27 protein-coding genes and 1 riboswitch are annotated in these 24624 nt (G+C 67.6%); of the genes, 8 read left to right on the top strand and 19 right to left on the bottom strand.

Annotated features, from left to right (window positions below; all coding sequences use genetic code 11):
* Positions 1 to 35: 35 nt before the first annotated feature.
* From MXC11_RS08915 to nrdR, 8 genes are all read right to left on the bottom strand, one after another.
* Positions 36 to 530: a phosphatidylglycerophosphatase A family protein gene (locus MXC11_RS08915; protein WP_250008854.1), complete on the bottom strand. Its 495-nt coding sequence runs from the start codon at positions 528 to 530 to the stop codon at positions 36 to 38.
* A complete protein-coding gene (thiL, locus tag MXC11_RS08920) occupies positions 517 to 1497 on the bottom strand; it encodes a thiamine-phosphate kinase (protein WP_250008860.1) in 981 nt (326 codons plus the stop codon). The genes MXC11_RS08915 and thiL overlap by 14 nt, the downstream gene beginning before the upstream one ends.
* Positions 1498 to 1505: 8 nt before the next feature.
* Positions 1506 to 1928, bottom strand: a complete 423-nt coding sequence (nusB, locus tag MXC11_RS08925) for a transcription antitermination factor NusB (RefSeq protein ID WP_250009002.1) — start codon at positions 1926 to 1928, stop codon at positions 1506 to 1508.
* 50 nt (positions 1929 to 1978) lie between these two features.
* Positions 1979 to 2455, bottom strand: coding sequence for a 6,7-dimethyl-8-ribityllumazine synthase (gene ribH, locus MXC11_RS08930; RefSeq protein WP_250008867.1), 477 nt, complete (start codon positions 2453 to 2455; stop codon positions 1979 to 1981).
* Between the two features lie 50 nt (positions 2456 to 2505).
* Positions 2506 to 3597 (bottom strand): bifunctional 3,4-dihydroxy-2-butanone-4-phosphate synthase/GTP cyclohydrolase II, encoded by a 1092-nt coding sequence (gene ribBA, locus MXC11_RS08935; RefSeq protein ID WP_250008874.1) that lies wholly within the window; start codon positions 3595 to 3597, stop codon positions 2506 to 2508.
* Between the two features lie 8 nt (positions 3598 to 3605).
* Complete coding sequence (locus MXC11_RS08940) at positions 3606 to 4268, bottom strand: riboflavin synthase (RefSeq protein ID WP_250008876.1); 663 nt, start codon at positions 4266 to 4268, stop codon at positions 3606 to 3608.
* A gap of 122 nt (positions 4269 to 4390) precedes the next feature.
* A riboswitch (FMN riboswitch) is annotated at positions 4391 to 4540 on the bottom strand.
* Between the two features lie 69 nt (positions 4541 to 4609).
* Positions 4610 to 5734, bottom strand: a complete 1125-nt coding sequence (gene ribD, locus MXC11_RS08945; RefSeq protein WP_250008882.1) for a bifunctional diaminohydroxyphosphoribosylaminopyrimidine deaminase/5-amino-6-(5-phosphoribosylamino)uracil reductase RibD — start codon at positions 5732 to 5734, stop codon at positions 4610 to 4612.
* Between the two features lie 5 nt (positions 5735 to 5739).
* The gene (nrdR, locus tag MXC11_RS08950; protein ID WP_250008883.1) at positions 5740 to 6204 is read right to left on the bottom strand and encodes a transcriptional regulator NrdR; all 465 of its coding nucleotides are present in this window, start codon (positions 6202 to 6204) and stop codon (positions 5740 to 5742) included.
* Between the two features lie 87 nt (positions 6205 to 6291).
* On the opposite strand from nrdR, the gene thpR reads away from it, so the two are divergent.
* From thpR to MXC11_RS08980, 6 genes are all read left to right on the top strand, one after another.
* Positions 6292 to 6849, top strand: a complete 558-nt coding sequence (gene thpR / locus MXC11_RS08955; RefSeq protein WP_250008899.1) for an RNA 2',3'-cyclic phosphodiesterase — start codon at positions 6292 to 6294, stop codon at positions 6847 to 6849.
* Positions 6850 to 6954: 105 nt separating this feature from the next.
* Complete coding sequence (gene trxA / locus MXC11_RS08960; RefSeq protein WP_250008905.1) at positions 6955 to 7824, top strand: thioredoxin; 870 nt, start codon at positions 6955 to 6957, stop codon at positions 7822 to 7824.
* A 76-nt stretch (positions 7825 to 7900) separates the two neighbouring features.
* Positions 7901 to 8539: a DUF2796 domain-containing protein gene (locus MXC11_RS08965; protein ID WP_250008908.1), complete on the top strand. Its 639-nt coding sequence runs from the start codon at positions 7901 to 7903 to the stop codon at positions 8537 to 8539.
* 5 nt (positions 8540 to 8544) lie between these two features.
* Positions 8545 to 9252 (top strand): ATP-binding cassette domain-containing protein, encoded by a 708-nt coding sequence (locus tag MXC11_RS08970; protein ID WP_250008911.1) that lies wholly within the window; start codon positions 8545 to 8547, stop codon positions 9250 to 9252.
* A 3-nt stretch (positions 9253 to 9255) separates the two neighbouring features.
* On the top strand, positions 9256 to 10518 hold the full coding sequence (locus MXC11_RS08975) for an ABC transporter permease (protein ID WP_250008917.1): 1263 nt from the start codon (positions 9256 to 9258) through the stop codon (positions 10516 to 10518).
* A 10-nt stretch (positions 10519 to 10528) separates the two neighbouring features.
* Positions 10529 to 11044: a DUF3299 domain-containing protein gene (locus MXC11_RS08980; RefSeq protein ID WP_250008925.1), complete on the top strand. Its 516-nt coding sequence runs from the start codon at positions 10529 to 10531 to the stop codon at positions 11042 to 11044.
* Here the strand turns inward: MXC11_RS08980 and MXC11_RS08985 are convergent.
* Genes MXC11_RS08985 through MXC11_RS09010 form a run of 6 tightly spaced genes read right to left on the bottom strand, consistent with a single transcriptional unit; the run spans position 11032 to position 15919 of the window.
* Entirely contained in the window at positions 11032 to 12108 is a 1077-nt protein-coding gene (locus tag MXC11_RS08985; RefSeq protein WP_250008932.1) for a tetratricopeptide repeat protein, read from the bottom strand. The two genes, MXC11_RS08980 and MXC11_RS08985, sit on opposite strands and share 13 nt — an antisense overlap.
* Position 12109: 1 nt before the next feature.
* Complete coding sequence (locus tag MXC11_RS08990) at positions 12110 to 12856, bottom strand: energy transducer TonB (protein WP_250008940.1); 747 nt, start codon at positions 12854 to 12856, stop codon at positions 12110 to 12112.
* A complete protein-coding gene (locus MXC11_RS08995; protein WP_250008942.1) occupies positions 12856 to 13266 on the bottom strand; it encodes an ExbD/TolR family protein in 411 nt (136 codons plus the stop codon). Before MXC11_RS08995 ends, MXC11_RS08990 begins: the two co-directional genes overlap by 1 nt.
* 13 nt (positions 13267 to 13279) lie before the next feature.
* On the bottom strand, positions 13280 to 13762 hold the full coding sequence (locus tag MXC11_RS09000; protein ID WP_250009005.1) for a MotA/TolQ/ExbB proton channel family protein: 483 nt from the start codon (positions 13760 to 13762) through the stop codon (positions 13280 to 13282).
* 46 nt (positions 13763 to 13808) lie between these two features.
* Positions 13809 to 15149: a MotA/TolQ/ExbB proton channel family protein gene (locus tag MXC11_RS09005; protein WP_250008948.1), complete on the bottom strand. Its 1341-nt coding sequence runs from the start codon at positions 15147 to 15149 to the stop codon at positions 13809 to 13811.
* Positions 15146 to 15919: a DUF3450 domain-containing protein gene (locus tag MXC11_RS09010; protein ID WP_250008955.1), complete on the bottom strand. Its 774-nt coding sequence runs from the start codon at positions 15917 to 15919 to the stop codon at positions 15146 to 15148. Before MXC11_RS09010 ends, MXC11_RS09005 begins: the two co-directional genes overlap by 4 nt.
* Positions 15920 to 16092: 173 nt before the next feature.
* On the opposite strand from MXC11_RS09010, the gene MXC11_RS09015 reads away from it, so the two are divergent.
* Positions 16093 to 16746: an OmpW family outer membrane protein gene (locus tag MXC11_RS09015; RefSeq protein ID WP_250008962.1), complete on the top strand. Its 654-nt coding sequence runs from the start codon at positions 16093 to 16095 to the stop codon at positions 16744 to 16746.
* A gap of 89 nt (positions 16747 to 16835) precedes the next feature.
* On the opposite strand, the gene MXC11_RS09020 is transcribed toward MXC11_RS09015, so the two are convergent.
* From MXC11_RS09020 to MXC11_RS09035, 4 genes are read right to left on the bottom strand one after another with little or no spacing between them, the layout of a single operon-like run.
* Positions 16836 to 17765, bottom strand: coding sequence for an NAD-dependent epimerase/dehydratase family protein (locus tag MXC11_RS09020; RefSeq protein ID WP_250008970.1), 930 nt, complete (start codon positions 17763 to 17765; stop codon positions 16836 to 16838).
* Positions 17758 to 18642, bottom strand: a complete 885-nt coding sequence (locus MXC11_RS09025) for a sugar nucleotide-binding protein (RefSeq protein ID WP_250008977.1) — start codon at positions 18640 to 18642, stop codon at positions 17758 to 17760. The genes MXC11_RS09020 and MXC11_RS09025 overlap by 8 nt, the downstream gene beginning before the upstream one ends.
* A gap of 20 nt (positions 18643 to 18662) precedes the next feature.
* A complete protein-coding gene (locus tag MXC11_RS09030; RefSeq protein WP_250008984.1) occupies positions 18663 to 19172 on the bottom strand; it encodes a single-stranded DNA-binding protein in 510 nt (169 codons plus the stop codon).
* An 18-nt stretch (positions 19173 to 19190) separates the two neighbouring features.
* A complete protein-coding gene (locus MXC11_RS09035) occupies positions 19191 to 20576 on the bottom strand; it encodes an MFS transporter (RefSeq protein WP_250008990.1) in 1386 nt (461 codons plus the stop codon).
* A gap of 128 nt (positions 20577 to 20704) precedes the next feature.
* Here MXC11_RS09035 and uvrA point away from each other — a divergent pair, with 128 nt between their 5' ends.
* Positions 20705 to 23539, top strand: coding sequence for an excinuclease ABC subunit UvrA (uvrA, locus tag MXC11_RS09040; protein WP_250008993.1), 2835 nt, complete (start codon positions 20705 to 20707; stop codon positions 23537 to 23539).
* Positions 23540 to 23595: 56 nt separating this feature from the next.
* On the opposite strand, the gene tnpC is transcribed toward uvrA, so the two are convergent.
* On the bottom strand, positions 23596 to 24624 hold a 1029-nt coding region (gene tnpC, locus MXC11_RS09045; RefSeq protein ID WP_250008998.1), incomplete at its 5' end, for an IS66 family transposase.

Raw genomic sequence — 24624 nt, forward strand, 5'->3', positions numbered from 1 at the left:
ATGTCTTCAGCTTACCAGCCGCAACGCCGCTCGGCTCAACCGATCAGCCAGACGGCCGCCTGCAGCAGCAGCCAGGCGCCGAGGCCCGCCAGCAGATCATCGAGCATGATCCCGGTGCCGCCGTGCACATGACGATCGACCCAGCGGATCGGCCAAGGCTTGGCGATGTCCAGCAGACGGAACAGCAAAAACGCCGCCACAAGCCACGGCCAGCCCGGCGGCAGCAGCCAGCAGGCGATCCAGATGCCGACGATCTCATCCCAGACGATGCCGCCGTGATCGTGCACGCCCAGATCCCGCGCCACCCGCCCGCACAGCCAGCAGCCGAACAGGCTGGCGATCAGGATGACGGCCAGAAAGCCCAGCGCCGGCAGTGCCTGCAACAGAGGCACGAAGGCCAGCCCGACCAACGTACCCCAGGTGCCGGGCGCCGGGCGGATCGCGCCACTGCCAAAGCCGAAGGCGATGAACTGCCAGGGGTCATGCCAGAGGCTGGCCGGGGTGGTCTCGGGACGCTCAGGCTTGCCCATCGGGGCCTCCGAAATGCTGATAGCCGGCACGCGCCGGGGTGATCTCGTGGCCCTCGGCATCCAGCAGCACCACGCCCTGCCCGGCCGTGACCCGCCCGATCACATGGAAATACGGTGCCGCCGCCTGCAGCGCGGCCAGCGCCTGGGCCGGCAGGGTGAAGGCCAGCACATAGTCATCACCGCCACTCAGCGCGCAGGACAGCGCCTGCTCACCCGCGGCGGCGCGCAGCGCAGCACTCAGCGGCACCCGCGCCGCCTCGATCAAGAGACGCACCCCAGAAGACGCGGCGATGTGCCCGCAGTCCGCCAGGAGGCCATCGGAGACATCCAGCGCCGCACTGGCCCGGCCACGCAGGGCCAGACCCAGCGCCAACTGCGGTTGCGGGTGCCAGTAGCGCTCCAGCAGCCGCGCATCGTGGGCGCCCGCGGCGGTGCGCTCGCCCAGCACCAGCGGCAGCGCGGCGGCGGCCTCGCCGGTCGGCCCGCCAATGCACAGAAGATCCCCGACCTGCGCACCGCTGCGGGTCAGCGCCTGCCCGGCCGGCACCCGGCCAAACACGGTGATATTGAGATTGAGCGGACCACGGGTGGTGTCGCCGCCGATCAGGCTCAGCTGGCAAGCGGCGGCCATCTGCTCCAGCCCCGCAGCAAACGCTGCCAGCCAGTCAGGTTCGGCGTCTGGCAGGGTCAGCGCCAGGGTGAAGGCCAGGGGCGCGGCGCCCATCGCGGCCAGATCGCTGGCCGCGGTGCCCAGCGCCCGCTGGGCGAGCAGGGCCGGGTCTGGATCGTGGGGAAAATGCACCCCGGCAACCAGACTGTCGGTGGAGATCGCCAGCTGCTCGCTGGCGGGTAACTGCAGCAGCGCGCAGTCATCGCCAATGCCCAGCGCCACCCCGTCACGCCGCGCCGCACAGCGGGCGGCGGCAAAGTAGCGCCGGATCAGCTCGAACTCGCCGGGAGCGGCCATCGCCGGGATCAGCTGCGCTTGCTGCGCACTTCCGCACTGCGCAGGCGCGGCGCCAGCTTGTCCAGCACGCCGTTGACGAACTTGTGCCCGTCCGTGGCGCCGAACACCTTGGCCAGCTCGATACCCTCGTTGATCACTACCTTGTAGGGCACATCGATGCGGTTGCGCAGCTCATAAGTGGAGAGGCGCAGGATGGCCAGCTCGACCGGATCGATCTCCTCGATCGGGCGATCCAGACAGCTGCTGAACGCGGCATCCAGCTCGCTCTTCAGGCGCGGCACGCCGTGGAGGATTTCCTGGAAGTAGGCGCCATCGACATCGCTGAAATCGTTGTCGACGCGAAACTGCGCTTCGATCTCGTTGAGGGGCTGACCGGCCATCTGCCAGGAATACAGCGCCTGCACCGCGAGGCTGCGGGCCTTGCGGCGCATGGCGATCTTGTTGGGCTTCTTGGGCGCGGCCGCGGCGCGATCGAGCTCGCTCACTTGGCCTCCAGCTGTGCCAGCAGGCTGACCATTTCCAGCGCGGACAGCGCGGCTTCCGCGCCCTTGTTGCCGGCCTTGGTACCGGAGCGCTCGATGGCCTGCTCGATGGAATCGACGGTCAGCACGCCAAAGGCGACCGGCACGTCGTACTCCAGCGACACCTGGGCCAGGCCCTTGGTGCACTCGCCGGCGACGTATTCAAAGTGCGGGGTGCCCCCACGGATCACCGCCCCCAGGGCGATGATCGCGTCAAATTCGCCGCGCTTGGCCACTTTCTGCGCCACCAGCGGGATCTCGAAGGCGCCCGGCGCGCGGATGATGGTCAGGTCGCTTTCGCTGACGCCGTGACGCACCAGCGCATCGACCGCGCCCTGCACCAGGCTTTCCACGACGAAGCTGTTGAAGCGGCCGACCACCAGGGCGTAACGGCCTTTGGGGGCGATGAAGGTACCTTCGATGGTCTTCAGGGTCATGAGCGGATTCCAGATAAAGAGCCGGGGCGCCGCAGCGCCCCGAAGAGAGGTCATTTGGAGGGCAGGTATTCTACAACTTCCAGATCGAAGCCGGATATCGCGTTGAACTTCATCGGCGAGCTGAGCAGGCGCATCTTGCGCACGCCCAGATCACGCAGGATCTGCGAACCGGCGCCCACCGTGCTGTAGGTGGCCGGCTCTGCCGGGCGGGCATTGCCCAGCTGCTGCTCGACCAGATCCAGCAGCTCGTTGCCGCTGATCGCGTGATTGAGCAGCAGCACCACGCCACGGCCCTCGGCCTCGACGGCCTGCATCGCTGCGCGCAGGCTCCAGCGCCCAGGGCGTTGTACCGCCAGCAGATCCCGCAGCGGGTCCATGTTGTGCACCCGCACCAGAATCGGCTCATCGCTGCTGATCTCGCCCTTGATCAGCGCCAGATGCACCTGCCCTTCGACGTGATCGCGGTAGGTGAGCAGGCGGAACTGCCCAAGCTCGCTGTCCAGCGTGCGCTCGGAGAGCCGCTCGACGGTCTGCTCGTGGACCAGACGGTAGTGGATCAGGTCGGCAATGGTGCCGATCTTGATGCCGTGCTCGGCGGCGAACTTTTCCAGCTCCGGGCGACGGGCCATGCTGCCGTCATCGTTCATGATCTCGCAGATCACCCCGGTTGGCTGAAAGCCGGCCATCCGCGCCAGATCGCAGGCGGCCTCCGTGTGCCCGGCGCGCGCCAGCACGCCACCCGGCTGGGCCATCAGCGGGAAGATATGCCCGGGGCTGACGATGTCGGCGGCGACCGCTTCGCGAGCTGCCGCAGCCTGCACGGTGCGGGCGCGGTCGGCGGCGGAAATGCCGGTGGTCACGCCCTCGGCGGCCTCGATCGAGACGGTGAACTTGGTGCCAAAGCCCGAGCCGTTGCGCTGCACCATCAGCGGCAGGCCGAGGCGCTCGCAGCGCGCGCGGTCCATCGGCATGCAGATCAGCCCGCGGGCGTACTTGGCCATGAAATTGATGTCTTCAGGCCGCACGCATTCGGCGGCCATGATCAGATCGCCTTCGTTCTCGCGATCCTCGTCGTCCATCAGGATGACCATCTTGCCCTGGCGGATGTCCTCGACCAGTTCGGCGATGTTGTTCAGTGCCATGGGCGTTCTCACTTGTTCAGGTAGCCGTGTTCGGCGAGGAAGCTGGCGGTAATGCCGGAGAATGCCGGTTCTGCGGCCTGCTCGCCCATCAGCAGGCGCTCCAGGTAGCGGGCCAGCAGATCGACCTCAAGGTTGATGCGCCGCCCGGCCTGGTAGTCGGCCATGATGGTTTCCTGCAGGGTGTGCGGGACGATGGTCAGCTCGAACTCGGCGCCGTCCACCGCGTTGACGGTCAGGCTGATGCCATCGACGGTGATCGAGCCCTTGAAGGCGATGTACTTGGCCAGCTCGCGCGGCGCACGCACCCGAAACTGGATGGCGCGGGCATTGTCAGCGCGCGCGAGGATCTCGCCCACCCCATCGACGTGACCGCTGACCAGATGGCCACCGAGGCGGCTGGTCGGAGTCAGGGCCTTTTCCAGATTGACCCGGGTGCCGACCTTGAGATCGACGAAGGCGGTGCGGGTCAGGGTCTCGCGGCTGACATCCGCCCAGAAGCCATCACCCGGCAGCTCCACCGCGGTCAGGCAGATGCCGTTGACGGCGATGCTGTCGCCGAGTTTGACGTCGGACAGGTCCAGTTTGCCGGTGGCAACGTAGACGCGCACGTCGCCGCCCTTGGGGGTCATGGCGCGGATGCTGCCGATGGCTTCGATGATGCCGGTAAACATCAGGCCAGCCCTCCGCAGCGATTCACACAACTGTGCATGGTCAAACTCCTGTTTTGGTCAAAAACAGGGCGCTGGACAGATAGGGAGCGCACGGGCGCGGTACATCCGCCCCGTGGCGTGCATCCCGCTCTCTCTCATCCGGACTGTTACCGTCGGCTCCGGAATCACACCGGATCTGCTGACCCTGCCGCCGAAGACGCCAGGCGCTCGCGGGCTGGGCGCTGCGCGCCATCACCGCCGGTGGGGAATTGCACCCCGCCCTGAGAACGTTGCGGCCAGGCGGCCGCGGGGATCTTTTACCACATTTGCCTGCCGGCTGCAGACGGCCGGCGGGCAGCCGTTCAGGCCGGGGTGGCGATGATCTGCCAGTCGCGGCCCACCGCGCGGATCTCGCGAATGGAGAGCTGCGGCGCTTCGCTCATCCGCGCCAGCGGCCAGTCGAGCAGCGGCCGCGCACTGGAGCCCAAGAGCTGCGGGGCCATGAAGATCCGGTACTCATCGACCAGCCCGGCGCGGGCGAAGGCGCCGGCCAGCCGCGGCCCGGCCTCGACCAGCAGCTCGTTGACCCCCACTGCCGCCAGCTCCAGCAGCAGCAGGGACAGATCGACACGCCCTTCGGCGCCCGGCAGGCACAACAGGCGATGGCCGGCGGCCTGATACTCGGCGCTGCGCCCGCCCTCCTCGACGCAGACCACCAGCGCCGGCCCGGCCTGGAAGAACGCCGCGGACAGCGGCACGCGCAGTTGGCCGTCGATCAGCACCCGCAGCGGCGGGCGCGCGGCGGCCAGTGCCGCCTGCTCGGGCTCCACGCCCAGCTCGTCGGGGCGTACGGTGAGGCGGGCGTTGTCACAGAGCACCGTATCGACGCCGGTGATGATCGCACTGGAGCGCGCGCGCAGACGCTGCACCGCGGCGCGCGCCGCCGGCCCGGTGATCCACTGGCTCTCGCCGCTGGCCATCGCGGTGCGCCCATCCAGGCTCATCGCCAGCTTGACCCGCACATGGGGCAGGCCGCACTCCATGCGCTTGATGAAGCCCGGATTGAGCGCCCGCGCTTCGCTTTCCAGCACCCCGCAGCTCACCGCGATGTCGGCGGCCTCAAGCCGCGCCAGCCCGCGCCCGGCGACCTGCGGATTGGGGTCCTGCATCGCCGCGACCACCCGCGCCACCCCGGCCGTGACCAGCGCCTCGGCGCATGGCGGGGTGCGGCCGTGATGGCTGCACGGCTCAAGGGTCACGTAGGCGGTGGCGCCGCGCGCCCGCGCGCCGGCCTGGCGCAGCGCGTGCACCTCGGCGTGCGGCTCGCCGGCACGGACATGCCAGCCCTCGCCGATGATCTCGCCATCCGCCGCGACAATCACGCAGCCGACCCGCGGGTTGGGGTGGGTGGAGAACAGACCACGGCGCGCCAGCTCAAGCGCGCGGGCCATATGGGCCTGATCGCAGGCCAAAAGGGAGTCGTGCATCGGGATCAGCCCTTGGCAGGATCGCGGGACAGGCGCTCGATTTCCTCGCGGAACTGCTCGAGATCCTGGAAATGCCGGTACACCGAGGCGAAGCGGATATAGGCCACCTCGTCGAGACCGCGCAGCTCATCCATCACCAGCTCGCCGACCACCCGCGAGCGCACCTCGCGCTCGCCGGTGGCACGCAGCTTGTGCTTGATATGGGCGATGGCCTCCTCGAGGCGCTCGACGCTGACCGGGCGCTTCTCCAGCGCACGTTGCATGCCGGCGCGCAGTTTTTCCTCATCGAACGGCTGGCGCACGCCGTCGGACTTGATCAGCCGCGGCATGACCAGCTCGGCGGTCTCGAAGGTGGTGAAGCGCTCCTGGCAGGCCAGGCACTCGCGGCGCCGGCGCACCTGCTGCCCCTCGGCGACCAGCCGGGAATCGATGACCTTGGTATCGTGGGCGCCACAGAAGGGACAGTGCATGATGGCTCGATCGGCAACGGATGAAAGTGCCGGTCATGGTAACCGATGACCCGTCATACTGAAGCGTCCCGTTCACGAGTATTGCCCATGCCTGACGATAGCCTGCGCCTGTTCTTTGCCCTGCCCTGTCCTGCGGAGCTGGCCAGCGCGCTCTGCCAGTGGCGCGATGCGCTGGCACTGGGCGGCAAGGAGGTCCCCGCCGAGAGCCTGCACCTGACCCTGGCGTTTCTCGGCCAGCAGCCGCGCAGCCGTCTGCCACTGCTAGAGCGGATTGCCGCCGATATCAGCGCCCCGCCGCTGCGCATTCCGCTGGACAGCCCGTTCGTACTGCGCCACGGCCTGTTCGGGCTGGCACCCCAGAGGCCGCCGGCCGCGCTGCTGCAACTGGCCGCTGATCTGCACACGGCGCTGCGCGAGGCCGGCATCCCGGTCGAGCCACGGCGCTTTCGCCCGCACCTGACCCTGGTGCGCCACGCCGCGCTGCAGCCCGCACAGGTCGATGCCTCCTTCTGCCTGGAGGCTCAGCGCTTTGCCCTGTATGCCTCTCAGGACGGCCCGCGCGGGGTCTACTACCGCGCGCTGGCCAGCTGGCCGCTGGAAGGTGTCGAGCCACCGGCCTGGGCTGCGCGACTGGGACTGCGCTGAGGCACCTGCGGCGCGGGGCTTGCTTCTGTACGGCCCCGCCCCCACGTATGCTGTCTGCCCTGTTTCTTTTGCGCGTGCCCGCCACGCGCCTGCCGCGAGAGCACTATGAGCGCCACTCCGTACATCTTCGACGTCACCGACGCCAGCTTCGAGCAGCTGGTGATCGAAAACTCCTTCCACAAGCCGGTTCTGGTCGATTTCTGGGCCGAGTGGTGCGCGCCCTGCAAGGCGCTGATGCCGCTGCTGGCCAAGATCACCGAGGACTATCAGGGCGAGCTGCTGCTGGCCAAGGTCAACTGCGATCTTGAGCAGGACACGGTGATGCGCTTTGGCATCCGCAGCCTGCCCACCGTGGTGCTGTTCAAGGATGGCCAGCCGGTCGATGGCTTTGCCGGCGCCCAGCCCGAATCGGCGATCCGCGCCCTGCTCGCCCCGCATGTCGCCGAGCCCGCTGCGCCGCAAGGCGACCTGCTGGCCACCGCCCGCGAGCACTACGCCGCTGGGGAGCCGGCCAGTGCCGAGCAACTGCTCAAGCAACTGCTCAGCGAGGACAACCAGAACGCGGCAGCCCTGATCCTCTACGCACGTTGCCTGGCCGAGCGTGGCGAGCTGGGCGAAGCCGAGCTGGTGCTGGACGCGGTCAAGAGTGACGAGCACCGTCAGGAGCTGGCCGGCGCCCGCGCCCAGCTGACCTTCCTGCGCCAAGTGCTGGATCTGCCGGACGCCGCGCTGCTCAAGAGCCGGCTGGCTCAGGATGCCGGTGACGATGAGGCGGCCTATCAGCTGGCCATCCATCAGCTGGCCCGCCAGCAGTACGAGGCCGCACTGGAAGGGCTGCTGCGCCTGTTCATGCGCAACCGCAGCTATGCGGATGATCTGCCGCGCAAGACCCTGGTGCAGGTGTTCGACCTGCTCGGCAACGAGCACCCGCTGGTCGGCCCCTACCGCCGCAAGCTCTATCAGGCGCTGTACTGATCTGCTGACGCGCCGGGTTGTCGGGCCGGCGGCGCTTTGTTACAAAGTAACGCCCGCCCATCACCCCGGAGCTGTCATGCGTCTGCTGCTGTCTGCCTTGTCCCTGATCCTGCTGCCGCTGAGCGTACTGGCTGCCGCGCCGCCTCATGATCATGCGCATGAGCACGCACATGCCCACAGCGAGCACAGCGCCGCCGCCGCACCGGCGGCCAGCCTTGGCAGCCATCAGCACGGCGTTGCCCAGCTGGATGTGGTGCTGGAGGCCGGCGAGCTGCAGATCGACTGGCACACTCCGGCCGCCAACCTGCTGGGCTTTGAGCATGCACCGCGCACGGCCGCCGAGCGCCAAGCCGTCCAGCAGCTGCAGGCCGCCCTGCAGGAAGGCGCCGCGCTGTTCGCCCTGCCTGCAGCCGCCGGCTGCACGGCTGCAACCCCGAGCCTGAACAGCCCGCTGTTCGAGACCCACGCGCCGGCAGACGCTACACACGCCCATGAACACGAACATGAACACAAGCCCGCAGCAGCGGCCGAGCACAGCGATATCCAGGCCCGCTACCGCTTCACCTGCCAGCAGCCCGCCGCGCTGGAGAGCCTGAATCTGGAGGGACTTTTCGTGCGCTTTGCCGGGCTTGAGCGCCTGCAGGTGCAACTGATCGGCCCGGCCGGCCAGCAAGGCCTGAGTCTGGATACCCGCCACAGCCAGCTGCGTTTCTGAACACCATGACCACTGCCGCGCCCGTGCTGGAGCTGCACGACCTGCGTTTTGCCTGGCCTGGCCAGCCGCTGCTGCTGGACGTCCCGCACCTGCGTCTGGAGGCCGGTGAGCGGCTGTTCCTGCAGGGCGCCAGCGGCAGCGGCAAGAGCACCTTGCTCGGCCTGCTCGGCGGCGTGCAGATGCCCCAAGGCGGGCGGGTCTGCCTGCTTGGTCACGAGCTGGGCCGCCTGCGCGCCGGGCAGCGCGATCGGCTGCGGGTCGATCACAGCGGCTTTTTGTTCCAGCAATTCAACCTGCTGCCGTTTCTGGATCTGTGCGACAACGTCACGCTGCCCTGCCGCTTTTCCGCCCTGCGCCGCCAGCGCGCCTGTCAGCGCCACGGCAGCGTCAACGCGGCGGCCCATGCCCTGCTGGCCCGTCTGGGGCTGGACGGGGCGCTGCTTGCGCGGCGGGTCGATCAGCTGTCGATCGGCCAACAGCAGCGGGTGGCGGCGGCGCGGGCGCTGATCGGCCAGCCAGAACTGCTGATCGCCGATGAGCCGACCTCGGCGCTGGATGCCCAGGCCCGTCAGGCCTTCATCGAGCTGCTGCTGGAGGAGTGCCGCGCCGCCGGCGCCAGCCTGCTGTTCGTCAGTCACGACCATAGCCTGGCCGGCCACTTCACCCGCTGCCTGGATCTTGCCACCCTCAACCATGCTGCGCGGAGCCTCTGAGCCATGCCGCTGATCCGTCTGGCCCTGGCCAGCCTGGCCAACCGCCGCGCCAGTGCGCTGATCGTGCTGCTGGTGATCGCCCTGTCCAGCGCCCTGCTGCTGACCGTCGAGCGGGTACGCACCGAAACCCGCCTGAGCTTTGCCAACACCGTCAGCGGTACGGATCTGCTGGTCGGGGCGCGGGCCGGTTCGATCAACCTGCTGCTGTATGCGGTGTTTCGCATCGGCCATGCCACCCACAACATCCGCTGGGACAGCTATCAGCAGATTGCCGCCCTGCCGCAGGTGAAGTGGGCGATTCCGCTGTCGCTGGGTGACTCGCACCGCGGCTATCCGGTGCTTGGCACCAGCGCTGACTACTTCACACATTACCGCTACGGCGAGCGTCAGGCGCTGCAGCTGCGTGAAGGGCGGCCCTTCGCGGATCTGTACGACGTGGTGCTGGGCGCCGAGGTGGCGCGCGCGCTTGGCTACCGGCTCGGGCAGCGCCTCGTGCTGGCCCACGGCACCGGGCGCATCAGCCTGACCCGCCATGATGACAAGCCCTTCCGGGTCAGCGGCATCCTCGCCCCGACCGGCACCCCGGTCGATCGCACCCTGCATATTTCCCTGGCCGGCATGCAGGCGCTGCATATCGACTGGAAACAAGGCGTGCCGGTGCGCGGTCGCGCCCGTCTCGATGCCGAACAGGCCCGCCAGCAGGACCTGACCCCGCAGGCAATCACCGCCGTGCTGCTTGGCCTGGAGCAGCGCGTGGCGACGTTTGCCGTGCAACGGGCCATCAACGATTACCGTGGCGAACCGCTGCTGGCGGTGCTGCCCGGCGTGGCGCTGCAGGAGCTGTGGAGCCTGATGGCCAGTGCCGAACAGGCACTGCTGCTGGTCTCGGCCTGCGTGGTGCTGGTCGGCCTGCTCGGCATGCTCACCGCACTGCTGGCCAGCCTTGGCGAGCGGCGGCGGGAAATGGCCATTTTGCGCTCGGTCGGTGCAAGGCCCTGGCAGATTGCGGCGCTGCTGCTGGCCGAAACCGGCGCACTGACCCTCGCCGGCCTACTCGGCGGGCTGGGGCTGCTGTATCTGACGCTACTGGCAGGACGCGGCTGGCTGCTCAGCGAGTACGGTCTGCACCTGCCGCTCTCAGCGCCCAGCGCCCATGAATGGCAATTGCTGGGCGCCACCCTGCTGGCCGGACTGCTGCTGGGCCTGCTGCCGGCATGGCGTGCCTACCGCCAATCGCTGGTCGATGGCCTGAGTATTCGTTTGTGAGACCTTGCCAGTGACCCGCCTCCGCCACCTGCTGTTATCCCTGCTGCTGGCCAGCGCCGGCCTACATGCCGCCCCGCGCACCCTCGACTGGGCCGATCTGCTGCCTGAAGGCGCCGCCGCGCCCCTGCCGCCGCTGGCGGCCTTCCATGAACTGGCGCGCCTCAACAGCCTGCTCAGCGATGAGAGCGGCCCCGCCGCCCCGCAGCAGACCGAAAACACCCCGCTGGTCGAGGCGCTGGATGGTCAGGAGATTCGCCTGCCGGGTTATCTGGTGCCGCTGTATCTGGGTCGGGATGGCCGGGTGCGGGAGTTTCTGTTCGCCCCGTATGTTGGTGCCTGCATCCACGTCCCGCCGCCACCGCCCAACCAGCTGGTTCTGGTGCGCAGTGAGGCGGGTGTGCCGATAAGCGACCTGCAGCGCCCGTACTGGATCGAGGGCATGCTAAAGGTCAGCCGTGAAGCCACGGCGCTGGCCGAGGCTGGCTATCAGATGAACGCCACCCGGCTGGTGCCTTACGAGGAGTGAGCGGTTTCCTCTAGCTGCTGCTGCGCCCAGCGCCGCCAGCGCGCCACCTGAGCCTGCCCCGCGCCCGCCTGCTCGGCGCGCGACAGCGCGGTGAGTGCGGCCTGCCAGCGCTGCTGTTCGATTTCCAGCTGCGCGACCCGCAGCCAGTGCACACCCTGACCGCTGCGCTCGGCCAGGCTGCGATACGCACGCAGCGCCTGCGCCCGATCACGCGCCTGCCACCAGAGCCGCGCTTGCAACTCTTCCCGCTCGGCACTCGGCGCCAGTAGCCCGGCCTCCAGCAGCCCGCCGAGCAGACGAGCCCCCTGCCAGGGCTGCCCAGCCGCGACCGACAACTGCACCAGCTGCTCCAGCTCATCGGCTGAGAAGCGCAGCCCCCGCGTATAGGCGGCGCGCAGGGTCGCCAGTGCCTTGTCCGGCGCCCCGGCCCGCTGCTGCAGGGCGGCCAGACGCTGCCAGGCCACCAGACTGTCGGGATGGCGCTGCAGCAGATGGCGCTGCCAGCGCTCCGCCTCACCAGCCTGCCCCGCCTGCAGATGCGCCGCCATGGCAAACTCCAGCCAGCGATCAGCCGCCCTGGGCTGGCGCGCCAGGTAGCGCTCGACCAGCGGCAGCGCCCGCTCCGGCTGCTTGAGGGCCTGATAGGCCTGAATCAGCCGCTGCAGATCGTCATCCTCCAGGCGCCCTGCCCGCTCCCCGAGCAGCATGACCACCTGACGATGACGCCCCTCGGCATGGTTGAGGCGCGCCAGATTCAGGCGCTCCTGCTCAGCCTGCGCCGGCTCCAGCAGGCCACTGGCCAGCGCCCGCTCCAGCGCCTCGATGGCGGCTGGATGACGCCCCTGCGCCCAAGCCAGATAAGCGCGGCTGCGCCAGAGCAGCGCCGCCTCCAGCGTGCCGTCCTTGACGCTCACGGCGTCCAGCGTGCGCTGCGCGGCTTCCAGATCACCGCGCTGCTGCGCCTGGCGCGCACTCTCCAGCGCCATGAACACCGCCGGCTGCACGCTCTGCGCCCAGCTCGGGGCCGCCAGTGCCAGCAGCAGCATCAGGTAGAGAAGACGCATCTCAGCGGCCTCCTTTTTGCAGACGGAAGTACAGCGTCTTGGTCGCTTCGCGGGCGACGCTCAGGCCGTTTTCGCTGCGCGGCGCAAAGCGCCAGCGGGCGGCGGCGCGGCGCGCTTCGCGCTCGAAGACCCGGCGCGGCTGCGCTTCCAGCACGCGGATATTCTCCACCCGGCCCTCGCGGGTGATGGTAAAGGCCAGCCGCACATGGCCCTCGATACCACGCTGACGGGCCTGGCGCGGGTATTCGGGAATGATGTTGTTGAGCGGCACCACCTCGCTGTCCTCACGCCCTGCCGCAGCCGGCGGCCCCGGATCGCCCTGGGCTGGCGAGGCGGATGCTGCGGCGGCTGTGGCGGATGCTGCCGTCGCGGCGGCAGGCGTAGGGGCCGGCGCGCTGGCGGCGGCACTCAGCCCCCTCAGGCTCGGGGTCGGCGCCGGGGCCAGACTGATATCACTGGCCAGATCCGGCAGCTCGATGGCCAGACTCAGCAGGCTGGGCATCGCGGCGCTGAGCGTCAGCGGTTGCGGACTCGGTGGCTCGGGCGTCGGCGGCTGCGGGCGTTCGGGAGCGACGGCGCGGCTGCGGCTGTTGAGCGGACTGTCGCTGGGTATCGCCACGTACTCGGCAATGCGCAGTGGCTCCTCGGCCTGCCGGGCCTGACGCGGCGCCACCATGCTCATCATCAGGACAAACAGCACCAGCGCCACGGCAAAGGCCGCCAGCAGTGATCCTGCCCAGCGCAGCATCAGCGGCTCTCCGCGCTGGTGGCCAGCGCCACATCGCGCGCGCCGGCCAGACGCGCCTGATCCATCACCTGCACCACCAGCCCGGTACGCGCTTCGCGATCCGCTTGGACCACCACCGAGCCTTCCGGCTGATCCAGACGCAGGCGCTCGACATGGGCGCGCACGCTACGCACGTCCACCGGCTGCTTATCCAGCCATACCTGGCCGTCGGCGGTGACGGCAATCAGGATGTTGCCCTTGTCCTGGGCGGTGGCCGTGCCGGCCTGCGGGCGCGCCACCTCGATGCCCGACTCCTTGATGAACGAGCTGGTGACAATGAAGAAAATCAGCATGATGAAGACCACATCGAGCATCGGGGTCAGGTCGATCCCCGTGTCTTCGTCAGTCTGGTGGTGACGGCGCATGCGCATGGCAAACCTCGAATCAGTCGTTACGCAGCTGGTCGGCCAGCCGCTCCAGCGCCCGGCGCGCATTACGCTCCAGACGCGCCAGGCTGAACAGCCCGGAAATCGCCAGCACCATGCCGGCCATGGTCGGCAGGGTGGCCTGCCAGACACCGGCGGCCATGCCGCGCGGATCGCCGCCACCGCTCAGCGCCAGCACATCGAAGACCGCCACCATACCGCTGACCGTGCCCAGAAGGCCCAGCAGCGGATACAGCGCCACCAGCACCCGCGGCAGGCGCAGCGGCCCCATCAGCTGCTGGCGGGCCTGGGCCAGCCAGGCGCTGCGCACCGCGTGCTGCCAGCGCCCGGGCGTGCGCTCGAGCTCGAACCAGGCACGGCGCCGCTCCTGCGACCAGGCCGGAAACACCCGGGCCATGTAGTGCAGACGCTCGAACACCAGGGTCCAGAACGCCACACACAGCGCCGCCAGCGCCCACATCACCACCCCGCCAGCGCCCATGAAATCGAGCAGCGCGTGCCAGTGATCCTGCAGGGCGATCAGACTGTCAGTCACGGCGGCTACCCGAGAGATGCAGGGCGATCAGTCCGGCGCTCTGCTGTTCCAGCAGCTGGATCAGCGCCTTGCTGCGACTGGCCAGCAGGGCATGCAGGAACAGCAGCGGGATCGCCACCACCAGCCCCAGCACGGTGGTGACCAGCGCCTGGGAGATGCCATCGGCCATCAGGCTGGCATCCCCGCTACCCGACTGGGTGATGGCCTGGAAGGTGACGATCATCCCGGTCACCGTGCCGAGCAGGCCGAGCAGCGGCGCCACCGCCGCCAGCAGCTTGAGCAGGCCCTGGCCTTTTTCCAGCGGCGGGGTTTCGAGGAGAATCGCCTCATCCAGCCGCAGTTCGAGGGTGTCCAGATCCGCCAGCTGCGGACGCTCGCCCAGCACGCCGATGATCCGCCCCAGCGCATTATCATCCCGTGGATTCCCCAGATCGCGCATCTGCCCCTGCACGCCGCGCGCCACGCCGGCCAGCCAGAGCATCCGCCACAGCGCCAGCAGCAGCCCGACCACACCCAAGGCAAGAATCACCCCACCGACCAGCCCACCCTGCTGCACACGATCCCAGAGGGTCGGGGCGCGCTGCAGCTGATCGAGCAGCGTGCCGCGGGTCGGATCCAGGGTCAGGGGCGCCAGTGCCTCGCGGGTCTTGAGAAAATCCGCCACCTGATCGGCGCCTGCTGGCTGGCGCGGCGGCGCCAGCAGCTGCGCGGCATCGGCGTCATAGCGCAGGAACTGCCCATCGGCGTAGGCGCTGAAGGTGCCCACCCGCAGCACCGGCTGCTCGCGGCGCAGGCCATCGGCGCCGACGACCGGCAGGGTCTGCTGCTCGATACGGCCACTGGCGGCCAGATCTTCCAGCAGCAGCAGCCAGTAGTTCTGCAGATCATCAGTCGAGGGCAGCGTGCGGCTTTGCGCCAAGGTGCGCAGCTGCGTCAGGCGCTCGGGGTACTGGGCATTGAGTACGCTGTCCTGCCACTGACCGGCCATATCGCCGGCACTCTGGCGAATCACCCCAAATAGCGCGCCCAGATCCCCGCTCTGGCGCGCCAGTAGCTGCTCCTGTTCGGTCAGCGTGCGCTCCTGACGCTCGAAGTCAGCCTTGAGACGCGCCGCTTCCGCCTCCTGCTCGGCCAGCGCGCGGCGCGCCTCCTCCAGCAGGCGGGCCTGCTCGGCGCGCTGGGCGATAAAGACCTGCTCGCGGACCTGCATGGCCTGCTGCTCGTTCAGACGCTCGCTGCGGATGCGCTCCAGGAGTTGATCGGGGTTCAGCAATTCGGCCTGGGCCAGGAGCGGCGCGGTGGCCAGCAACAGACTGCACAGCAGACGCTTCATGGGGTTACCTCGGGAGTCAGGGTCTTCACCGGCAGGGTCAGCCATTGCGGGGCCTGTTGCTGGCGAGCCACGGCAATCGCCTGGCGCAGCGGCCGGCGCTGATCGCCCTCCAGCACCTGCCAGCGACGGTTTTGCGCATCCCACCAGCCACTCTCATGACCATCGAGGGTCTGGTAATACAGCATGCTGCGCCCCAGACGCAGGAAGTCGACACTGCGCGGCGGAGCCTCCTGTGCCACCAGCTCACCACGCCAGGCTTCCAGGGTGCGGCCGTAATCGCTCTCAACCTGATAGGCCTCCAGGATGCGCCGGTACTTGTCGGCCAGACTGACATCCGCGCGCGGCAGCAGCTCACGCAGCTGCGTCAGGCGCTCGGCACGCTCCTCAGGCAGGAACGGCAGATCAGCCTCGATGAACTCGCCCAGCACCTCGACCATGCGCCGCATCTGCGGCGTGACCGCCTCCTGGGTGCGCGCCAGGCTGTCCAGCTGGTGCTGATAACCGGCCAGCTCCTCGCGCTGGGCGGCGACCAGCTCGCGCAGCTGTTTGTTATAGCCTTTCAACGCCTCGGCCTGCTGCAGCGCGCTGCGATACTCGGCCAGCATGCGCTGACTGGCGTCATCCAGCGCATCGATGCGCGCCTGGGAGGCCTTGGCCTCAGCGGCCAGACGCTGGCTCTCGTCCAGGGCGGCATCCAGCGGTGCCGCCGTCAGCGGCAAACTGGTCAGGGCCAGCGTGGCCGCCAGCAGGCGGAAGGGATGGAAGATCATGGGGCCGTCGTCCTCGGGGATGGGGCTGCTACGCAAAGGAGAAGAATTATCATCTGCGCATGGCGCTTTTGCAACTCACCGGCCAATCTATTGAGCTGGATCAAGAACACGCGCACAGCCGCCCCTTACGATGTGCCCACATCACCACAGAACATATCGCCTGGAGCGTTCCCATGATCCGCAAGACTCTCACCGCTTCCCTGCTGGCTCTGGCTGTCGCTGCTCCGTTTGCTCATGCCTACCAGCCGGGTGACATCATCGTCCGTGCCGGTGCCGCGACCGTTGATCCGCGCGAAGACAGCTCGGACATCAGCATCGGTGGCGCGCCCTCCGGCCTCAAAGCCTCGCTGGACAGCGACACTCAGCTGGGCGTGACCGGCACCTATATGCTCACCGAACACATCGGTATCGAACTGCTGGCCGTGACCCCGTACACGCACACCATCAGTGTGAAAGGCATCGGTGATCTGGCGGATACTAAGCACCTGCCGCCGACCCTCTCGGTGCAGTACTACCCGATCGGTGGCAGCTATGAAGTGCAGCCGTATGTCGGTGCCGGCCTCAACTACACCACGTTCTTCTCTGAAGACCTGAGCAGCGGCGCCAAGGGCATGGGCTTCAGCGATCTGGAGCTGGATGACTCGTTCGGTCTGGCGGTAGAAGCCGGTGTCGACTTCCTGCTCACTGACAACCTGCTGTTCAACATGTCGGTGTGGTATGCCGATATCGACACCACGGCCACCGCCAAGCTCGCCGGCCAGAAGGTCAAGGTTGATGTGGATATCGACCCGTGGGTGTACATGGTTGGCCTTGGCTACAAGTTCTAAACGTAAGCCACACACAAAAGGGGCGCCTCAAGGCGCCCCTTTTTTCATGGTTACACGGCAAGACTGCGTTGAGGCCGGCCCTGCCCCGCTCAGCGCCGCAGCAACTGGCGCAACCCTTCACGCATCGGCGTGGGCTCGGGGAAAGGGTAATGATGCTGCAGCCGGTGGTTGTCGGCGCGCGAATGGCGGATATCACCGGCGCGCGCCGGGGCATGACTGACCGGCGGCAGCGTGCCGAGCAGCTCGCCCAGCAGCGCCAGCAGCTGGTTGAGGCTGGTGGCCTGCCCCAGACCAACATTGACCGCTCCCTCCGGCACCTCATCCGCCTCCAGCGCCTGCACCAGCAGCGCGACCAGATCGGCCACATAGACGAAGTCACGGGTCTGCTCGCCATCACCAAATACGGTGATCGGCTGCCCGGCCTGCGCACGCTGGCAGAAGATGCTGATCACCCCGGAATACGGCGAAGAAGGGTCCTGGCGTGGCCCGAAGATGTTGAAGAAGCGGAAGATCGCCGGCGACAGGCCATGCTGGCGGCGATAGAACGCCAGATAGTGCTCGCTGGCCAGCTTGTCGGCGGCATAGGGAGTCAGCGGCGCCGGTGGCGTATCCTCGGCAATCGCCTGCCCCTCACCGTTCTGCCCGTAGACCGCGGCACTGGAGGCGAACACTACGCGGCGCACCCCCTGCTCACGCATCGCCTCGCAGACTGCGAGGGTACCGAGGAAGTTGCTGCGATGGGTTGCCACCGGATCCTCGACCGAGGCCTGTACCGAGGCCACCGCCGCCAGATGGGCCACCGCCGTACAGCCCTGCATTGCTGCGCTGACCGCGGCGGCATCCGCTACATCAGCCACGACCAGGGTCAGGCGCGGATCATTCACGGGCAGGTTGCTGCGCTGCCCGGACGACAGATTATCCAGCACCCGCACCCGGTGACCGCGCGTCAGCAGCGCCTCGACCAGGTGCGAGCCAATAAAGCCGGCGCCGCCGGTCACCAGGATGCAGGACTCAGCCATGACGGTAGTAGCGCTCCAGCAGGGCCGGCAGACCGGCACGCCAGGCGCGCGGCTTGATGCCGAAGGTGTTGAGGATCTTCTTGCAGGACAAGACGGCGTGCTGCGGCTCTTCCGGGGCATCCGGGCGATCGCTATGGGCCTGGGCCAGCACCTCCTCGACCAGGCCACCCTGGTAGCGGCGCGCCTCAGCCAGCACGGCCTGCCCCAGCGCCAGACTGGTGGCTGCCTCGATCCCCCCATAGTGGTAGGTTCCCCACAGGGGAGCCCCGCAGTCGAGCTGCTTGAGGATCGAGAGAATCACCCGCGCCGCATCGTCCACCAGCGTCGGATTACCGCGCCGGTCATCGGCCAGATACAGCGGCTCACCGCTGGCAGCCCGTCGCAGCACCCGCGCCAGGCGCCCTTCGCCGCTCTCATCGAGCAGCCAGCCAAAGCGCAGCAGCACATGCCGCGGACAGGTCGAACGCACGATCTGCTCGAAACGCCACAGCGCCTGACCGCGCAGGCTTAGCGGGTGCACCTCGTCCTTTTCGTTGTAGGCCGTGGTGCGACTGCCATCGAACACCTTGCAGCTCGAAGGCTGCAGCAGGATCACATCATGGTGCAGGCACAGCTCCGCCAGGCGCTGGATGGCACGCTCCTGGGCAAACAGCCGCTCGGCTTCAACCTGCTCGGTCTGCAGCCAGTCGCTGTAGTAGGCCAGGTTGATCAGCGCATCCGGACGCTGCTCATCGAGCAGCGCCGTCAGGCTGGCCGGATCCCAGCCGCCTTCTGGCGGACGCGGGGCCAGCAGTTCGATGTCTTCCTCGGCGCCCTGGCGCAGCAACGCCTGACCGAGGGCATTGCCGCCGCCCAGCAGCATCAGACGCATACGCATGGGAATGACTCCGCAGGGATCTAAAACGGGATGTCGTCGTCGAAGCTGTCGTAGTCCGGGGCCGGCTGGGCACTCGGCTGCGGCGCCGCCGGGCGACTGGGCGCCGAGGGACGCGGCGCGCTGGCCTGCGGGGCGGACTGCGGCGCACTGCGCGGAGCACGCGGCGCGTCATCACCGGCACCCGGACGCCCGCCGAGCAGCTGCATCTGGCCACCCATGTCGACGACGATTTCCGTGGTGTAACGGTCCTGACCGCTCTGATCCTGCCACTTGCGGGTGCGCAGGCTGCCTTCGACATACACCTGCGAGCCCTTGCGCAGGTACTCGCCGGCAATCTCTGCCAGCTTGCCGAAGAACACCACGCGGTGCCATTCGGTACGCTCCTGCGGCTGGCCGGTCTGCTTGTCCTTCCAGGATTCGGAGGTGGCCAGGGTGATATTGGTGACAGCGTTGCCGCTGGGCAGGTAGCGGGTTTCCGGATCGCCGCCGACGTTGCCGATCAGAATGACTTTGTTAACCCCACGGGCCATGACGTTCTCTCCTGGGCATCAGCACGTCGCGGCCATGTTGACCAGGCGCTCGAGGGACGTGCGGTCCACTTGTTGTTTATCCACCTTGACATACACGGCGGCTTCCTCAGCCACCAGCACCGCATCGCTCACGCCGGGCACCGCCTTGATGCGGGCGATCAGATCAGGCTGCGCAAGGGCTGCAGGGGACAGCACCAGGCGCAGACTGGTCACATACGGCGGCTCGCGCATAGTAGCAGCAATGATCAGCCACAGGGCAGCGAGCAGCGCGCAGCCCAGAAACACCGCCGACACACCACCCTGCGCAAACAGCGCGCCACCGAGCAGCCCGCCGAGCGCCGCACCGAGAAACTGGCTGGTCGAATACACCCCCATCGCCGTGCCCTTGCCGCCTGCCGGCGCAATCTTGCTGACCAGCGAAGGCAGCGAGGCCTCCAGCAGGTTGAAGGCGACGAAGAACAGCACGGTACCGCCCAGCAGCGCACCGAGCCCGTTGCCGAATTGCCAGAAGAACAGCTCACACACCAACAGCAGCAGCACGGCACCCGTCAGCACACGGCGCATCTGGCGCTTCTTTTCACCGTAGATGATGAAGGGGATCATGCCGAAGAAGCCTAGCAGCATGGCGGTCAGGTACACCCACCAGTGCTCCTCGCGGGGCAGCCCGCCCTGCTCGACCAGCGCAAGCGGCAGTGCCACGAAGCTGGCCATCAGAATCGCGTGCAAGGCGGCGATGCCAAAGTCCAGGCGCAGCAGCTCAGCATGGCGCAGCGTGGCGCCCAGCGCCTGACGTGCCACCCCGGCCTCACGAGTCTGCAGGCTGCGCGAGGGGCGCGGCACCAGCAGTGCAATGATTAAGAGTCCCAGCAGGGCCATCACCGCCGTGGCCCAGAACAGGCCAGCCAGGCCAAAGGCGCGGGTCAGCAGCGGGCCGACGATCATCGCCAGGGCAAAGGACAAGCCAATGCTCATGCCGATGCTGGCCATCGCCTTGGTGCGGTGCTGTTCGCGGGTCAGGTCGGAGAGCAGCGCCATCACTGCGGCAGAAATTGCCCCGGCGCCCTGCAGGATGCGCCCAGCAATCACGCCCCAGATCGAGTCGGACAGCGCAGCCACCCCAGCACCCAGGGCAAAGATCAGCAGCCCGGCATAGATCACCGGCATGCGGCCGATGCGATCGGAGAGCATGCCGAAGGGAATCTGCAGCAGCGCCTGGGTCAGGCCATAAGCGCCAATCGCCAGACCGATCAGCACCGGAGTGGCGTCGGTCAGCTCCAGGCCATAGGTCGCCATGACCGGCAGCACCATGAACATGCCAAGCATACGGAAGGCGAACACCGCGGCCAGGCCAGCGGTCGCACGCTGCTCGGTCGGGCTCATGCGTTCGGAATGCGGATCGTGCATGCGGACACCTCGCAAAAAGGGCCTGCGATTCTAGCAGCACCGCCCGCCTCGGCACAGGCGCGCGCTTTGCCGCACGCGCGCAGCGCGCCTTATACTCGCCGCCCCATCGCCCGCCAGCCGAGAGCACTGTGGACAAGATCCTGATTCGTGGGGCCCGCACCCACAACCTGAAGAACATCGATCTCACCCTGCCCCGCGACCAGCTGATCGTCATCACCGGCCTGTCCGGGTCGGGCAAGTCATCGCTGGCCTTCGATACGCTGTATGCCGAGGGCCAGCGCCGCTACGTCGAGTCGCTGTCAGCCTATGCCCGGCAGTTTCTGTCGATGATGGAAAAGCCCGATGTCGACACCATCGAAGGGCTGTCGCCGGCCATTTCCATCGAGCAGAAGTCCACCTCCCACAACCCGCGCTCCACCGTCGGCACCATCACCGAGATCTACGACTACCTGCGCCTTTTATATGCGCGCGTCGGCATTCCGCGCTGCCCGGAACACGGCGTACCGCTGGAGGCGCAGACCGTCAGCCAGATGGTCGATCAGGTGCTGGCCCTGCCAGAAGGCAGCAAGCGCATGCTGCTGGCCCCGGTGATCCGTGAACGCAAGGGCGAGCACCTGTCGGTGTTTGAAGAACTGCGCGCCCAGGGCTTTGTGCGGGCGCGCATCAATGGCCGGCTGCATGAACTCGATGAGCTGCCCAAGCTGGACAAGCAGAAGAAGCACACGATCGAGGTGGTGGTGGATCGCTTCAAGGTGCGCGGCGATCTGCAGCAGCGCCTGGCCGAATCCTTTGAAACCGCGCTCAAGCTCGCCGAGGGCATTGCCCTGGTCACCCCCATGGACGGCGAAGACGGGGAGGAAATCATCTTCTCCGCCCGCTTTGCCTGCCCGCACTGCGGTCACTCGCTGGGCGAACTGGAGCCGCGGCTGTTCTCCTTCAACAACCCGGCCGGGGCTTGCCCGAGCTGTGACGGGCTGGGGGTCAAGCAGTTCTTTGATCCGCGCCGGCTGGTCAACGGCGAGCTGAGCCTCGCCGAAGGTGCGATCCGCGGCTGGGACCGGCGCAACGTCTATTACTTCCAGATGCTCGCCTCGCTGGCGGCGCATTTTGCGTTCAGCCTGGAAGCGCCCTTCGACAGCCTGCCCAGCAAGGTGCGGGAGGTGCTGCTGCACGGCAGCGGCAACAATGCCATCGAATTTCGCTACCTCAATGACCGGGGCGATGTGGTGCGTCGCCAGCACCCCTTCGAGGGCATCATTCCCAACCTGGAGCGGCGTTACCGGGAAACCGAGTCTGCCAGCCTGCGCGAGGAGCTCGGCAAGCTGCTCAGCAGCCATGCGTGCCCAGCCTGCCAGGGCTCGCGCCTGCGCCCGGAGGCGCGGCATGTCTGGGTCGGTGAGCGCACCCTGCCAGAGGTCACCGCGCTGCCGGTCGGCGAGGCCAGTGCCTATTTTTCCGCGCTGCAGCTGGAAGGCCGGCGCGGCGAGATTGCCGAAAAGATCCTCAAGGAGATCCGCGAACGCCTGCAGTTTCTGGTTAACGTCGGCCTCGACTACCTGACCCTGGAGCGCAGCGCCGATACGCTATCCGGCGGTGAGGCACAGCGCATCCGTCTGGCCAGCCAGATCGGCGCCGGCCTGGTCGGGGTGATGTACATCCTCGATGAGCCGAGCATCGGTCTGCACCAGCGCGACAATGAACGCCTCTTGGCCACCCTCACCCACCTGCGCAATCTGGGCAACACGGTGATCGTGGTCGAGCACGACGAAGATGCCATCCGCCTGGCGGATTATGTGGTCGATATTGGTCCGGGCGCGGGCATGCACGGTGGACGCATCGTGGCCCAGGGCACACCCGACGAGGTGATGGCACACCCGGATTCGCTGACCGGCAAGTACCTGTCGGGGCGCGAGCGGATCCGCTATCCGAGCAGCCGCACACCGATGGACCCGGCGCGGGTGCTGCGCCTGACCGGGGCGCGCGGCAACAACCTGCAGGGCGTCGATCTGGAGATTCCGCTGAGCTTGCTGACTTGCGTGACCGGGGTATCCGGCTCGGGCAAATCCACCCTGATCAACAACACCCTCTACCCGCTGGCCGCCACCGCGCTCAACGGTGCCAGCATGCTGGAGGTCGCCGAGCACGAGCGCTGCGAGGGGCTGGAGCAGCTGGACAAGGTGGTGGATATCGACCAGAGCCCGATCGGCCGCACTCCGCGCTCCAACCCGGCGACCTATACCGGGCTGTTCACGCCGATCCGTGAGCTGTTTGCCGGCGTGCCGGAAGCGCGCTCGCGCGGCTACGGACCAGGGCGCTTCTCCTTCAACGTCAAGGGAGGGCGCTGCGAGGCCTGCCAGGGCGATGGCATGATCAAGGTGGAGATGCATTTTCTACCGGACATCTACGTGCCGTGCGATGTCTGCAAGGGCAAGCGCTACAACCGCGAAACGCTTGAAGTGAAGTACAAGGGCAAAAGCATCCACGAGGTGCTGGAAATGACCATCGAGGAGGCACGCGCCTTCTTTGATGCTGTTCCCGCGGTGGCGCGCAAGCTGCAGACCCTGATCGATGTCGGCCTGTCCTATATCCGCTTGGGGCAAAGCGCAACCACCCTGTCCGGGGGCGAGGCGCAACGGGTCAAGCTGGCCCGCGAGCTGTCCAAACGCGACACTGGCAAGACTCTGTATATCCTCGATGAGCCGACCACGGGCCTGCACTTTGCCGATATTCAGCAGCTGCTTGATGTGCTGCATCGCCTGCGCGATCACGGCAATACCGTGGTAGTGATCGAGCATAACCTCGACGTGATCAAGACGGCTGACTGGCTGGTCGATCTGGGCCCCGAAGGGGGCTCACGGGGAGGGCAGATCATTGCTACCGGCACGCCGGAGACCGTCGCAGCCATGCCCCACTCCCACACCGGACGCTTCCTCGCGCCGCTGCTGGAGCGCGACCGGAGCTGACCGGGCCGGCCCACAGTGTGCCGGGCCAGCCCCGGCGCACTGTAACCGTCCGGGCATCACGCCCCGGCCGGTTTCCAGCAATGCGGCAGCAGCTCCGACAGTGCACTGGCCGGCTGCGTCGGCAGACGGGTGAGCACATCTTTCAGGTAGGCATACGGATCATGCCCATTCAAGCGCGCCGACTGGATCAGGCTCATGATCGCCGCCGCACGCTTGCCGCTGCGTAGCGATCCGGCAAACAGCCAGTTAGAGCGGCCAATAGCCCACGGGCGGATCTGGTTTTCGCACCCGTTGTTGTCGATGGCGACCCTGCCATCATCGAGATAGCGCACCAGGGCCGTCCAGCGTTTGAGGCTGTAGTCGAGCGCCTTGGCGATGGCCGTGCCTTCATGCACCAACTGGCGCTGGGCGAGCATCCAGACGTGCAGGGCATCGGCGATGGGCTTGGCTTGTTCCTGGCGTATTCGTTGTCGCTCATCAGGCGGCAGATCGCCGACTTCACGCTCGATGGCGTACAGCTGACCGATGTGGTGCAGCGCCTGTTCGGCCAGTGAGCTCTGGTTGGCCGCATGCAGATCGTAGAACTTGCGTCGGGCATGGGCCATGCAGCCAATTTCAGTCACGCCCTGCTCGAAGCAGGCCTTGTAGCCGGCAAAATCATCGCAGACCAGCTGACCTTTCCAGTCGCCGAGGAAGGTACGCGCATGCTCGCCGGCACGGCTGGGGCTGAAGTCGTAGACCACGGCACGCAGCGCGGCAAACGGGCTGGTCGCATAGGCCCACACGTAGGCCCGCTGGGTCTTCTTCATGCCCGGAGCCAGCATCGGTACCGGGGTTTCATCGGCATGCAGGACCTCCTGGCGCAGCAGGCCATCACGCAGCGCATCGACCAGTGGTTGCAGTTGCACGCCACAGGCGCCAACCCACTCGGCCAGCGTCGAACGCGGGATGGCCAGGCCGGCGCGACCAAAGATCCGTTCCTGGCGGTACAGCGGCAGATGGTCGGCATACTTGGCGACCATGACCTGGGCCAGCAGGCCGGCGGTCGGGATGCCCTTGTCGATCACCTGAGCCGGTACCGGTGC

This window comes from Pseudomonas eutrophicaquae, assembly GCF_023544715.1.
GTDB lineage: Bacteria > Pseudomonadota > Gammaproteobacteria > Pseudomonadales > Pseudomonadaceae > Geopseudomonas.

Excerpts from the sequence above, each read along its gene's own strand:
- MXC11_RS09025 (WP_250008977.1), bottom strand. The coding sequence starts at position 18,642 with ATGCGTATGCGTCTGATGCTGCTGGGCGGCGGCAATGCCCTCGGTCAG.
- MXC11_RS09035 (WP_250008990.1), bottom strand. The coding sequence starts at position 20,576 with ATGCACGATCCGCATTCCGAACGCATGAGCCCGACCGAGCAGCGTGCG.
- MXC11_RS08975 (WP_250008917.1), top strand. The coding sequence starts at position 9,256 with ATGCCGCTGATCCGTCTGGCCCTGGCCAGCCTGGCCAACCGCCGCGCC.
- MXC11_RS09015 (WP_250008962.1), top strand. The coding sequence starts at position 16,093 with ATGATCCGCAAGACTCTCACCGCTTCCCTGCTGGCTCTGGCTGTCGCT.
- nusB (WP_250009002.1), bottom strand. The coding sequence starts at position 1,928 with ATGCGCCGCAAGGCCCGCAGCCTCGCGGTGCAGGCGCTGTATTCCTGG.
- MXC11_RS08970 (WP_250008911.1), top strand. The coding sequence starts at position 8,545 with ATGACCACTGCCGCGCCCGTGCTGGAGCTGCACGACCTGCGTTTTGCC.
- MXC11_RS08915 (WP_250008854.1), bottom strand. The coding sequence starts at position 530 with ATGGGCAAGCCTGAGCGTCCCGAGACCACCCCGGCCAGCCTCTGGCAT.
- MXC11_RS09010 (WP_250008955.1), bottom strand. The coding sequence starts at position 15,919 with ATGATCTTCCATCCCTTCCGCCTGCTGGCGGCCACGCTGGCCCTGACC.
- thiL (WP_250008860.1), bottom strand. The coding sequence starts at position 1,497 with ATGGCCGCTCCCGGCGAGTTCGAGCTGATCCGGCGCTACTTTGCCGCC.
- trxA (WP_250008905.1), top strand. The coding sequence starts at position 6,955 with ATGAGCGCCACTCCGTACATCTTCGACGTCACCGACGCCAGCTTCGAG.
- nrdR (WP_250008883.1), bottom strand. The coding sequence starts at position 6,204 with ATGCACTGTCCCTTCTGTGGCGCCCACGATACCAAGGTCATCGATTCC.
- thpR (WP_250008899.1), top strand. The coding sequence starts at position 6,292 with ATGCCTGACGATAGCCTGCGCCTGTTCTTTGCCCTGCCCTGTCCTGCG.
- ribBA (WP_250008874.1), bottom strand. The coding sequence starts at position 3,597 with ATGGCACTGAACAACATCGCCGAACTGGTCGAGGACATCCGCCAGGGC.
- MXC11_RS08965 (WP_250008908.1), top strand. The coding sequence starts at position 7,901 with ATGCGTCTGCTGCTGTCTGCCTTGTCCCTGATCCTGCTGCCGCTGAGC.
- ribD (WP_250008882.1), bottom strand. The coding sequence starts at position 5,734 with ATGCACGACTCCCTTTTGGCCTGCGATCAGGCCCATATGGCCCGCGCG.
- MXC11_RS09005 (WP_250008948.1), bottom strand. The coding sequence starts at position 15,149 with ATGAAGCGTCTGCTGTGCAGTCTGTTGCTGGCCACCGCGCCGCTCCTG.
- MXC11_RS08995 (WP_250008942.1), bottom strand. The coding sequence starts at position 13,266 with ATGCGCATGCGCCGTCACCACCAGACTGACGAAGACACGGGGATCGAC.
- ribH (WP_250008867.1), bottom strand. The coding sequence starts at position 2,455 with ATGACCCTGAAGACCATCGAAGGTACCTTCATCGCCCCCAAAGGCCGT.
- MXC11_RS09030 (WP_250008984.1), bottom strand. The coding sequence starts at position 19,172 with ATGGCCCGTGGGGTTAACAAAGTCATTCTGATCGGCAACGTCGGCGGC.
- MXC11_RS08990 (WP_250008940.1), bottom strand. The coding sequence starts at position 12,856 with ATGCTGCGCTGGGCAGGATCACTGCTGGCGGCCTTTGCCGTGGCGCTG.
- MXC11_RS09000 (WP_250009005.1), bottom strand. The coding sequence starts at position 13,762 with ATGGGCGCTGGCGGGGTGGTGATGTGGGCGCTGGCGGCGCTGTGTGTG.
- MXC11_RS09020 (WP_250008970.1), bottom strand. The coding sequence starts at position 17,765 with ATGGCTGAGTCCTGCATCCTGGTGACCGGCGGCGCCGGCTTTATTGGC.
- MXC11_RS08940 (WP_250008876.1), bottom strand. The coding sequence starts at position 4,268 with ATGTTTACCGGCATCATCGAAGCCATCGGCAGCATCCGCGCCATGACC.
- MXC11_RS08985 (WP_250008932.1), bottom strand. The coding sequence starts at position 12,108 with ATGCGTCTTCTCTACCTGATGCTGCTGCTGGCACTGGCGGCCCCGAGC.